The 11,777-nt window shown below is 63.6% G+C and carries 9 protein-coding genes and 1 other RNA gene; 8 read left to right on the top strand and 2 right to left on the bottom strand.

The features are described from left to right. Both dnaX and ffs read right to left on the bottom strand, forming a co-directional pair. Positions 1 to 1,921, bottom strand: a 1,921-nt coding sequence (gene dnaX, locus FFS45_RS40705; protein WP_137960227.1) for a DNA polymerase III subunit gamma/tau, incomplete at its 3' end; no start/stop codon positions are given. A gap of 267 nt (positions 1,922 to 2,188) precedes the next feature. Continuing rightward, positions 2,189 to 2,287, bottom strand: an RNA gene (gene ffs, locus FFS45_RS40700) — signal recognition particle sRNA small type. 385 nt (positions 2,288 to 2,672) lie between these two features. On the opposite strand from ffs, the gene trxA reads away from it, so the two are divergent. The 8 genes from trxA to FFS45_RS40660 all read left to right on the top strand — a co-directional run bounded on the left by trxA (position 2,673) and on the right by FFS45_RS40660 (position 11,662). Next, on the top strand, positions 2,673 to 2,999 hold the full coding sequence (gene trxA, locus FFS45_RS40695; protein WP_006048864.1) for a thioredoxin TrxA: 327 nt from the start codon (positions 2,673 to 2,675) through the stop codon (positions 2,997 to 2,999). Between the two features lie 208 nt (positions 3,000 to 3,207). After that, positions 3,208 to 4,476 carry a transcription termination factor Rho gene (gene rho / locus FFS45_RS40690; protein ID WP_074298516.1) on the top strand — a complete coding sequence of 423 codons (1,269 nt, stop codon included), beginning with the start codon at positions 3,208 to 3,210 and terminating at the stop codon, positions 4,474 to 4,476. Positions 4,477 to 4,747: 271 nt separating this feature from the next. Next, a complete protein-coding gene (locus FFS45_RS40685) occupies positions 4,748 to 5,260 on the top strand; it encodes a MerR family transcriptional regulator (protein WP_137960226.1) in 513 nt (170 codons plus the stop codon). Continuing rightward, entirely contained in the window at positions 5,257 to 6,813 is a 1,557-nt protein-coding gene (locus FFS45_RS40680; RefSeq protein WP_137960225.1) for an MFS transporter, read from the top strand. The genes FFS45_RS40685 and FFS45_RS40680 overlap by 4 nt, the downstream gene beginning before the upstream one ends. Before the next feature lie 3 nt (positions 6,814 to 6,816). Further along, positions 6,817 to 7,653 carry a M90 family metallopeptidase gene (locus FFS45_RS40675; protein WP_137960224.1) on the top strand — a complete coding sequence of 279 codons (837 nt, stop codon included), beginning with the start codon at positions 6,817 to 6,819 and terminating at the stop codon, positions 7,651 to 7,653. A gap of 309 nt (positions 7,654 to 7,962) precedes the next feature. Beyond that, positions 7,963 to 8,226, top strand: coding sequence for a type B 50S ribosomal protein L31 (locus FFS45_RS40670; protein WP_137960223.1), 264 nt, complete (start codon positions 7,963 to 7,965; stop codon positions 8,224 to 8,226). A gap of 281 nt (positions 8,227 to 8,507) precedes the next feature. Next, a complete protein-coding gene (locus tag FFS45_RS40665; protein ID WP_137960222.1) occupies positions 8,508 to 10,280 on the top strand; it encodes a glycosyltransferase family 39 protein in 1,773 nt (590 codons plus the stop codon). A gap of 2 nt (positions 10,281 to 10,282) precedes the next feature. Continuing rightward, positions 10,283 to 11,662 carry an MATE family efflux transporter gene (locus FFS45_RS40660; RefSeq protein ID WP_137960221.1) on the top strand — a complete coding sequence of 460 codons (1,380 nt, stop codon included), beginning with the start codon at positions 10,283 to 10,285 and terminating at the stop codon, positions 11,660 to 11,662. The last annotated feature ends 115 nt before the right edge of the window (positions 11,663 to 11,777 follow it).

Raw genomic sequence — 11,777 nt, 5'->3', positions numbered from 1 at the left:
GGGCGGGCCTCGCCGCGGCAGCGGGCGCGGCGGGGGTGGTGCGGCCGCGATCGGAAGACACTTTGAGGCCGGCGCTGCGCAGAACGTCGAGCGCCGCACTGGCGCCGCCGGCACGGCGCGGCGCGGCGTCCGCGGCAGGCGCGCTCTCGCGGGCCGCAGGCGTTGCCGGTTCGGCCGGCACGGCCAATTGGGGTGCAGCGGCGCTCGCAACTGGCGTAACCGGCGCCTCGGCGGCCGGCGCGTCAAGGTCCGCAGCGGAAGCAGACGCCGGGTCAGCAGGCGCATCGGCGATAACGGACCCGCTCGTCCCGCTTACCGCTTCATGCTGCGCCAACGTAGCAGGCTCGCGGCTCGGTACGGTTTGCACCGATGCGCTAGCAGCCACTGCTGGACTTTCGGCTTGATCGTCGGCGCTCCCGTTTTCCGTCGCCGGGGTGTCCAGAGCTGCGGAAATCTTTGTGGCGCGGGTTGCCGGTTGCAGCGGCGCGCTAGCCGTTTGCGGATCACGCGAACCTTGATCCGCGTGCTGCACCGTTGCCTGATCCGTTTCGGGAACCGCTTCTTCAGCTCGCACCGCCGCACTCGTGTCAGCGCTGACCGGTTCGGCGTGCGCTGACTGGGCCGGCGCGCTCCCGGCGCTAACCCCCTGCGCCGCCGCAACAGGGGCGGGGCCAGCCGCGCCAGGCGTCGGGCCGACCGCAGCGGCGGTCTGCACTTGCACAGGCGCCAGAGCGCGCGCTGCGGCGGCAACCGGCGCACCGCTGCGCTTCGCCCCGCCTGCGCCCGCCCCACCCGGCTGATGCGCCGCAGCCGTTGCGCCACCGCCACCGCCGGTCGGCGCCGGCTCGAACGCCAGCATGCGCAGCAGCGTCATCGTGAAGCCGGCGTATTCGTCCGGCGCGAGGCCAAGCTCGCTACGGCCGATGGTCGCAATCTGGTAGAACAGCTGCACTTGCTCGGCGCTCAACGCATCGGCGAAGCGCCGCAGATCGGTCGCCTCCGGCCACTCGTCCAGCACCGACGACGGCGCAAACTGCGCCCATGCAATCCGGTGCAGCAAGCTCGCCAGGTCCTGCAGCGCGGTCGAGAACGACAGGCTGCGCAGCGACATTTCGTCGGCCACGGCCAGCACCGCCGCACCGTCGCCATCGGCAAGCGCGTCGAGCAGGCGGATCAGATAACTCTGGTCAAGCGCACCGAGCATGCCACGCACCGCTTCTTCGGTCACCTGGTTGGCCGAATAGGCAATGGCCTGGTCAGTCAGCGACAGCGCATCGCGCATCGAGCCGTCCGCCGAGCGGGCCAGCAGACGCAAAGCCTGGGCTTCGAACGGAACGTGCTCCTCACCGAGAATGCGCTCCAGATGTGCCACGATGTGCCCGGCCGGCATCTGCTTCAGATTGAATTGCAGGCAGCGCGACAGCACGGTGACCGGGATCTTTTGCGGATCGGTGGTCGCGAGAATGAACTTGACGTGCGGCGGCGGCTCTTCCAGCGTCTTCAACATGGCGTTGAACGCGTGGTTCGTGAGCATGTGCACTTCGTCGATCATATAGACCTTGAAGCGCGCATCGACCGGCGCATATACCGCACGCTCCAGCAGCGCAGCCATTTCGTCGACACCGCGATTGCTCGCCGCATCCATCTCCACATAGTCGACAAAACGCCCCTCGTCGATCTCCCGGCACGCGCGGCACACGCCACACGGCGTGGAAGTCACGCCGGTTTCGCAATTGAGCGCCTTGGCGAAGATGCGCGAGAGCGTCGTCTTGCCGACGCCGCGGGTTCCGGTGAACAGATAGGCGTGATGCAGGCGCCCGCCGTCGAGCGCATGCGTGAGCGCGCGCACCACGTGCTCCTGTCCGACGAGCGAAGCGAAATCCTTCGGCCGCCATTTGCGTGCGAGAACTTGATAGGTCATCCGGAAATTGTATCAGTAACGATAGCGCGCCAAGACGAATCGATCAGGTACAGAGGACGCGCCGCAGCCTCATTGAAAATGACCGGCGAATCGATAGCAACAGCAATTGGGATGTGACGCGGGACGCCGGGTGAACCGAGGTTCGCAGATGCGATGCACAGACTCAAGCGACGTAGCAAAGCGCATGAGACCGCGGGCACTGACTAAACCGTGCCGGCAAGTGCCAAACGCTTGGGGACACAACAGAAAAAGCAACAGAAAAAGGAAGGTGACGAGCCCGACCCTCGGCACTGGTGGAAAACGGCTGTGGCTGCTTCGTTCCCGACCTGACCAGGTTGACCGCCCCTCCATGCGAGGAGGCCCGTCACGAAAGATTCTACCATCGGTCGGCGGGCCGCGCGACTGTTAACATGAAGAAAGCATGAACAAAGTCAGGCAGAGGCCCACTTGTGTTCGCGCTCGCCACCACCAGATACGGTGTGTAATCGACGTGGGCACCCAACCGGCGGGGCTTGTCCCTACTGGCTGCATGAGTACTATCACCACGGGCAACGCATAGCAATTTAGGCTAAACTGACGTACGAATGTCCCGTAAAGCCGAGCATTCTGCGCATTCCGGAGCGCTTCGAGAGGATCGCCCGCGAGTGTTTGAGCGCGGCTCCCTTTGCGGCAACGCGAACGGAAGTTTTCTTAGTTTGATGTATCGTGGCGAGCAATCCAGGCGGCCTCGATCCGAGAGAGGTATTCATACATGAGCGAACAAATCAAACATATCAGCGACGCATCGTTCGAACAGGACGTCGTTAAATCCGACAAACCCGTGCTGCTCGACTTCTGGGCTGAGTGGTGCGGTCCGTGCAAGATGATTGCACCGATCCTCGACGAAGTTGCGAAGGACTACGCTGACCGCCTGCAGATCGCCAAGATCAATGTGGACGAGCATCAGTCCACCCCGGTCAAGTTCGGCGTGCGCGGCATCCCCACGCTGATCCTGTTCAAGAACGGCGCAGTCGCGGCCCAGAAGGTCGGCGCCCTGTCGAAGTCGCAACTCACCGCGTTCCTCGACGGCAATCTGTAATTTGCCTTAACCGAAGCACCGGTTCCGCGTGTTGTCGCCTGACAACACGCGCACTGAGAAGATGCTCATGCGCCGCGCTGGCGGAATTTGGCGTGTGCTATGCTAGAATCCGCAAAACGTCGAAAAGACGCTTAAGTCCCTGAGCGGTTCCGCTCACTCTCCTCCCAGATTTCATTTCAGGTCGCACCTTCTCCTGCGGGTTCTCCGTATGCATTTATCCGAGCTTAAGACTCTGCACGTGTCCGAATTGATCGAGATGGCCAATGGCCTCGAGATCGAAAGTGCGAACCGCCTGCGCAAGCAGGAACTGATGTTCGCCATTCTTAAAAAGCGCGCCAAAACTGGCGAAACGATCTTCGGCGACGGCACGCTCGAGGTGCTGCCTGACGGCTTCGGCTTCCTGCGTTCGCCGGAAACCTCGTATCTGGCGAGCACGGACGACATCTATATCAGCCCGTCGCAAATCCGCCGCTTCAACCTGCACACCGGCGACACGATTGAAGGCGAAGTGCGCACGCCGAAAGACGGCGAGCGCTATTTCGCGCTGGTGAAAGTGGACAAGGTCAACGGCCAGCCGCCGGAAGCCTCGAAGCACAAGATCATGTTCGAAAACCTGACGCCGCTGCACCCGAACAAGGTGCTGCTGCTCGAACGTGAGATGCGCGGCGAAGAAAACGTGACCGGCCGCATCATCGACATGATCGCGCCGATCGGCAAGGGCCAGCGCGGCCTGCTGGTCGCCTCGCCGAAGTCCGGCAAGACCGTGATGCTTCAGCATATCGCCCACGCGATCAAGCAGAACCATCCGGATGTGATCCTGTTCGTGCTGCTGATCGACGAACGCCCCGAAGAAGTGACCGAAATGCAGCGTTCGGTGGCCGGCGAAGTGATCGCCTCCACGTTCGACGAACCGGCTGCACGTCACGTCCAGGTCGCCGAAATGGTGATCGAAAAGGCCAAGCGCCTCGTCGAAATGAAGAACGACGTGGTGATCCTGCTGGACTCGATCACGCGTCTCGCGCGCGCCTACAACACGGTTGTGCCGGCCTCGGGCAAGGTGCTGACCGGCGGTGTCGACGCCAACGCGCTGCAGCGCCCGAAGCGCTTCTTCGGCGCGGCACGCAATATCGAAGAAGGTGGCTCGCTCACCATCATCGGTACAGCGCTGATCGAAACCGGCAGCCGCATGGACGACGTGATCTACGAAGAATTCAAGGGCACCGGCAACATGGAAGTGCACCTGGAGCGCCGTCTGGCTGAAAAGCGCGTCTACCCGTCGATCAACCTGAACAAGTCCGGCACACGCCGTGAAGAACTGCTGATCAAGCCCGAGATCCTGCAAAAGATCTGGGTGCTGCGCAAGTTCATCCACGACATGGACGAAGTCGAGGCCATGGAATTCCTGCTCGACAAGATCCGCCAGACCAAGAGCAATTCCGAGTTCTTCGACATGATGCGTCGTGGCGGCGGCAGCTAATAGCTGCCCGATGACAGCCGAATAACCGTCCCACCCGCTCCGCGCATCCTCGGCATACGGCACGCTGTACGCGTTGCCCGCGCCGCAAAACCGCCCGCCTCTATCGCGGGCGGTTTTTTTTCGCCTCGACAATGCGCGCCTGGCGCAAGCGCGCGGCATGGCCACAGCCGCCAATCGGGGCAAGCCGCAACGGAACGCGCTCGTGCAAACATGTACGTGAACGTACACGTTGTACTATAATGCACGTAACCTATCTCAGCCCCATGCCACCATGCCGCAAGACCGGCCCACCCTGCTGACGGTGCGCGACGCCGCCGAGCGCCTGAACGTCACGCCGCGCACGCTGAAGTACTACGAGGAACGCGGCCTCGTTTCCCCCACGCGCAGCGAGGGGCGTTACCGCCTCTACGATGAAAACGATCTCGAACGGTTCGGCCGCATCCTGCGGCTGCGTTCGCTGGGTTTTTCGCTGCACGGGATCACGGAAATGCTCAAGCGCCCGCTCGAACCCACCGAAGGTGGTCACAACCGCTTTTCCAACGACTCGCTCAAAGAGATTCGGGACGCACTCACGCAACAGGTCGGCGCGCTCGACGCGCGGATCGAAGCCATGCGCCGCGAGCTAAAGGAAGCGCAAACCCTGAAGGGCGAGTTGAGCCATGATCTCGACTACGTCGAGCGGCGCCTCGCCGGCGAAAACGCCGAAACACTGCTCAAGCAGCGGCGCGAAGCCCATGCAAAGCGTGCGCAGAAGAAGCCCAAAGCGCAGGACGAATCGGCATGAGCGCTGCTTCGTCGCGTGTGCCGCTCTTTAGCGTGGAGAAGCTGCGCGGCGACTTCTTCCCCTGGGTGCTGGCGGTCGTCACCGGCCTCGACTACTTCGACAACGCGATCTTCTCGTTCTTCACCAGCTATATTGCCGGCGGCGTCAACGCCTCGCCCGACGAACTGGTGTGGTCATCGAGCAGCTATGCCGTAGCCGCCGTGCTCGGCATCCTGCAACAGCAATGGTGGGTCGAGCGCTTCGGCTACCGGCGCTACGTGGCCGGCTGCATGCTGCTCTATTCGGCAGGGGCGGTCGCGGCGGCGCTGTGCGAGACCTCCTTCGAACTCGCCTTCGCGCGCGGCTTTCAGGGCTATTTCATCGGCCCGATGATGGGCACCTGCCGCATCCTGATCCAGATGAGCTTCCCGGCGCGGGAACGTCCCGCCGCCACGCGCGCATTCCTGATCCTGATCGTGCTGAGCAGCGCGCTGGCGCCGCTCGTCGGCGGACAACTCCTCGCGCATTTCCAGTGGCGCGCATTATTCGCCTGTACCGCGCCCGTGGGCGTGCTGTTTGCGGTGCTGGCCCTGCTCGCGCTGCCGGATTCAGGCGGCCGCCTACCCGAAGAGCGCGGCTCGGCACACTTCTGGCCGTATATGATTTTCGCCTTCGCCCAGGGCGCGCTGCAGATTGTCATGCAGCAACTGCGTTTCCAGTTGTTCACCAGTTCGCCGGGACTGATCCTGCTCACCATCCTTGGAATCGGCGCATTGGCCTGGTTCGCCTATCACCAGTGGCATCAGCCGAATCCGCTGGTGCGGCTGCATGCCCTGCGCGAGAAGACCTTCCAGGTCGGCATCGTGCTCTACATGTTCTATTACTATCAGTCGACCGCCTTCAGCTATCTGATTTCACGCTTCCTCGAAAGCGGCCTCGGCTATCCGGTGGAGAACACAGGGCGCCTCACCGGCGTGACCTCGCTCATTTCCGCCAGCGCCCTGTTTGTCTACCTGCGTTATTCGAAGCTGCTGCCGCGCAAGAAATGGATCATCGTGCCGGGCTTCGCCCTCGCCGCCTTCGCCGCGGCGTGGATGACGCGCATGGAGCCCGGCGTCGGCGAAGAGGCGCTGCTGGTGCCACTGCTGCTGCGCGGACTGCTGCTGCTGTTTATCGTGCTGCCGGTTGCCAATCTGACGTTTAGAATCTTCGCTATCGAGGAATTCACGCATGGCTACCGGCTCAAGAACATCGTGCGGCAATTGACGATCTCGTTTGCCACCGCGTCGATGATCATCATCGAGCAGCACCGTCAGGCGCTGCATCAGGCGCGGCTGGCGGAGTTCGTGAATCCGTTCAATCCGGTGTTCCAGAACACGCTTGCCACGCTGACCAGTGGCTTTGCGGCGAGCGGCCGCTCGCTCGCCGAAGCGCATGCACTGGCGATCGGCCAGATCGCGCGGATGGTCGCGCAGCAGGCGAGCTTTCTGACTTCGCTCGACGGTTTCTATTACCTGATTGGCGTAGCGGTCTGCGGCGGGATCTTCGCCGCGTGGCAAAAACAGATCGACTGAGCAATGTTATCGAAACTCTCTAACTGGCTTGACTCGCGGCGCCGCGAGCGCGCGCTGCGCGACTATCCGATTGACGAATCGCTCTGGCAGGCAACGCTTGCCGGCCTGCCGTTTCTCGCCCATCTGGAACCGGCGGACCTCGCGCGGCTGCGCGAGCTGACCAGTCTCTTTATCGCGCAAAAGGAATTCTCCACCGCTCACGACCTGGAGTTGACCGACGCGATGACCGTCGCGATCGCCGCCCAGGCGAGCTTGCCGGTGTTGAACCTGGGGCTTGAGCTGTATCGCGGCTGGGTGGGCGTGATTGTCTATCCGGGCGAATTCGTGATCCGCAAAACGGTCGAGGACGAAGACGGCGTGGTCCATGAAGTCGAGCACGACGCCAGCGGCGAAGCCTGGGAAGGCGGCCCTGTTGTGCTGTCATGGGAAGACGCGCAGATGACTGACGGCGCTGACGCCTACAACGTCGTCATCCACGAGTTCGCTCACAAGATCGACATGCTGAGCGGCGAAACCGACGGCCACCCGCCGCTCTTTCGCCGCTGGCACGCACCGCTCGACCCCGCCGCCTGGGCCGACGTGTTCGACCACGCCTACAATCATTTCTGCGCCAGGGTCGACGCGGTACCCGAGCGCCGCTGGGCGCGTTTCGAGCGGGATTCGCTGATCGACCCGTACGCGGCGGACCATCCATCGGAATTTTTTGCCGTTTGCAGCGAGGCGCTGTTCGTCCAGCCCCACGCCTTTGAGGCGGAATATCCGGAGCTGTACCGGCTGCTGGCCCGCTACTACCGGCAGGATCCAGCGCGGGTGGGCGCGTTGCAGGGGTTAACCGGCTAGCGACGGCTGCGTCAATGGCGGCAGATGTACCGGTGGCGCTGGCTGCGGCTGCGGCTGCGGCTGCGGCTGCCGAAGGCTACCGGCTGTCCGGCCTACCGGGGCAGCCCCTAGCCACGGGGCGGGAACACCTCTCGGCAGCGAAAAAACCTCAGGAAAAATCGTCAACCAACTGATTTTCTGGCATAATCGCGGTTTTTCGACCTTAGGCAAGTGGCTCGCGCCAAAATGCTTTCGCGAATCCAGCGCTTTACAGCGGACAGGGGACGCGGCTGCACGCGGGTTGGCTACCGCCAGACTAAAGGAATTACCATGAAAGAAGGCATTCACCCGAATTACCGCGAAGTCCTGTTCGTTGACATGTCGAACGACTTCAAGTTTGTGACCCGCTCGACCATCCAGACGCGTGAAACTGCCGAATTCAACGGCAAGGAATACCCGCTGGCAAAGATCGAAGTGTCGTCGGAATCGCATCCGTTCTACACCGGTCAGCAAAAGATCATGGACACGGCAGGCCGCGTCGAGAAGTTCAACAAGAAGTTCGGCGCGCGCGCTACCGGCAAGGCAGCCAAGTAATACCCGCCTCGTCGCCGGCTACATGCCGCAGCGAAGCACAAAAGGGCAGCGTAAGCTGCCCTTTTTTGTCGCCAGGCGTTGCGCAATGCGCCGGTTCCGCCGGGCTCCCAAGCGAACCTTCTGCGCATGGTGACAGGACTTCGCACAACGTTGCGCTCCGTTACCGGCCGTGACGCGCTGCGCGCGCCACGTCTACAATGCCGGATGCTGCGAATCGGCCATGCTGCCGGGCACCCTGCCCAGCGCTCGCCGAAGCGCCTATCCGAGATCAACAAATCCGCATGAGATCAGTCGTTCGCCTCACAGCATCCGCCACGAGCGCCCTGCCGCGCTGGCTGTTGCTGACCATCTGTATTGTCTACGCAGCGTTCGGGCTGTTCGGCCGCGATCCGTGGAAGAACGAAGATGCAGCCGGCTTCGGCGTCATGTGGACAATGGCCAACGGCAACGCCCACGACTGGATGCTGCCGAATCTGGTCGGCAAATACCTCACGGACAACGGCCCGCTGGGCTACTGGCTCGGCGCCATTTCGATCCGCGCGCTGGCGCCCTGGGTGGACGCCAGCAATGCCTCGCGCGTCTTCACGGGCCTGATGTTTTGCGGCGCCTGCGCCTTCGTCTGGTACGCCGCCTATCTGCTTGGCCGCCGCCCCGAGGTCCAGCCCTTCAAGTACGCCTTCGGCGGCGAGCCGGAGCCGCGCGACTACGGCCGCACGCTGGCCGATGGCGCGCTGCTGATTCTGCTCGCCTGCTTCGGCCTTGCCGAGCGCGGCCACGAAACCACTCCGCAACTCGCGCAGTTCGCCTGCATCGCGATGCTCGTCTACGGGCTCGTGCGGATGATCGACAAGCCGGTGCAAGGCGCGCTGGTGTGGGGTCTCGCACTGGGCCTGGTGGCGCTCGCGAGCAACCCTGTGCTGGTGGGCGCGCTGCTGGTCGGCACGCTCGTCATGGCCATCGTCGTACCCGAGGCGCGCACGCGCTGGCTGTTGCTTGCCGGCCTGCCGGTCGCCCTGGTGCTGTCGATGGCGTGGCCGGTGGCGGTCCTCTCCGCCTATCCCGTAGACGCCGTCTGGTATCTCAACCAGTGGGTCAGCAGCAGCCTTAACGCCTTTGCCGGCCCGCCCGGCTCGGTGGCGCGCTATGCGCTGAAAAACCTGCCGCTCTTTACCTGGCCCGCCTGGCCTCTGGCGATCTGGGCCTGGGTGAGCTGGTCCGGCCTGCGGCGCGCCCCGCACGTCGCGATTCCGCTGTCGGTCATCGCGCCGCTGCTGGTCCTCGTCGTCCTGCAGAGCCATCAGACCAACCTGCTGTTCATGCTGTTGCTGCCGGCGCTCGCCGTGCTGGCCACCTTCGCGCTGCCCACCCTCAATCGCGGCACGATCAACGCAATCGACTGGTTCGCGCTCCTCAGCTTTACGATCCTCGGCAGTACTGTGTGGCTGTTCTGGATTGCGGGTCTCACCGGTTTTCCGGCGCCGCTCGCCCGCAACATGGCCCGTTACGCGCCGGGTTTCGTGCCGCAGTTCAAGCTGCTCTCGTTCGTCTGTGCGGTCGCGGTAACGGTGTGCTGGTTCGTGCTGGTGCGCTGGCGTCTCGCGCGCCATCCGAAAGTGCTGTGGCGCAGCGTGGTGCTGTCCTCGGCCGGGACGACCCTGATGTGGGTACTGGTGATGACGCTGTGGCTGCCCATCGTCAACTACAGCCGAACCTATAAGGACGTGGCCGAGCAGATCGCGAGCCACCTGCCGGACGACTATAGCTGCATCTCGCCGGTGCGTCTCGGCAATGCGCAGATCGCGACGTTTGCCTACTTCGGCCACATGCATTTTGCGTTCGATCAAGACTGCGACGTGATCCTGCGCCAGGACACGCAGGACTACGGCGAACCCAGTTCGATGTCGAACTTCGTCTGGAAGCTGGTGTGGGAAGGCCGCCGCGTCGCCGACCGCGACGAACGCTTCCGTCTCTATGTGCGCATCGACCGGCCCAAGCCGCCCGCCAAACATCGCGCCTGGCGCCCCCGGCAAGCCGCTCCGGCCAATCCGGACTGACGATGCTCGCCGACGTGCGCAAAATCGCCGGGCTCGCATGGCCGGTGCTGATCGGCCAGTTGGCGATCATCGCTTTCGGCGTGATCGATACGGCGATGGTCGGCCGCTACTCGGCGGTCGATCTGGCCGCGCTCGGCCTCGGCTCGTCGATCTACGTCTCGGTCTTTATCGGCCTGACCGGCATCCTCACCGCGCTGCAGCCGATTGCCGCGCAACTCTATGGCGCGCGCCGCTACACCGAGATCGGCGAGCAGGTGCGCCAGTCGCTGTGGCTCGCTCTCGCGCTGATGATGCTCGGCTTCCTGATCCTGTATTTCCCCGGCCCGGTGCTGCATCTGGCCCGGGTGCCGGCGGCGCTCCATGAACGCACGGTCGCGTATCTGCAGATCCTCGCGTTCGGCTTGCCGGCGAGCCTCGTGTTTCGCGTCTACGGGTCGACTGCCAACGCGATCGGCAAACCGCGCCTCGTGATGATCCTGCAGATCTGCGCCTTGCTGCTGAAGGTGCCGCTCAACACCTGGCTCATCTTCGGCGGCCTGGGTGTGCCGGCCCTCGGCGGCCCGGGTTGTGCGCTCGCCACCATCATCATCAACTGGGTGCTGGCGGCGCTCGGCATGCTGTTGCTCACGCGTCTGGACGTGTTCCAGCCGTTCGAAATCTTTAAGCACTTCTGCTGGCCGGTGTGGCGGCTGCAGCTCGCGCAGTTGAAGCTCGGCCTGCCGATGGGGCTTTCGTACCTGATCGAAGTCACCTCGTACACCTTCATGGCGCTGTTTATCGCGCGCTTTGGCACGACCACGCTCGCCGGGCATCAGATCGCCGGCAACGTCGGCGCGGTGCTGTATATGACACCGTTGTCGATCGGCATCGCTACCTCCACGCTCGTCGCCCAGGCGCTCGGTGCGCATCGGCATGATGCGGCGCGCACCCTGTCGCGCCACGGCATCCTGATGGCGGTGATGATCGCCTGCTGCTATGGGGCTATCGTGCTGGTGCTGCGGCCGCTCATCATCGCCGGCTACACGCCGAACGCCCAGGTCATGACGGCGGCCATGCCGCTCGTATTGATCGTGGCGTTCTATCACGTGTTCGACTCGCTGCAGGTGACGACGGCGTTCGTGCTGCGCGCCTACAAGGTAGTGATCGTGCCCACCATTATTTATGCGGTGGCGCTGTGGGGTATGGGGATCGGCGGAGGGTATCTGCTCGGCTTCGATATCGGCGGCGCCGTCCCCGTCTGGCTGACCGGCGCACGCGGCTTCTGGGTCGCCAATATGGCGAGTCTCGCGATTGCCGGCGGCGGGCTGTCGCTCTACTTGCGCACGGTCAGCCGGCGCTATCTGCGGGCAGACCTGGAAGCGCAGGCGGATAGGGTGGCGTAGAGGTGGCGTAGGTGGACGGCACAGGCGGTTGCCACGGTCTCTTATACAACTCTGGCGCCGCAGACGACCCCTTACTTGTTTACGACGCTGTGTCGTGACTAATATACAAAACAAA

The organism is Burkholderia sp. 4M9327F10 (assembly GCF_005503145.1).
GTDB lineage: Bacteria > Pseudomonadota > Gammaproteobacteria > Burkholderiales > Burkholderiaceae > Paraburkholderia.
The sequence above is the reverse complement of the archived record's forward strand: the minus strand, read 5'-3'. Positions and strand labels throughout refer to the sequence as shown.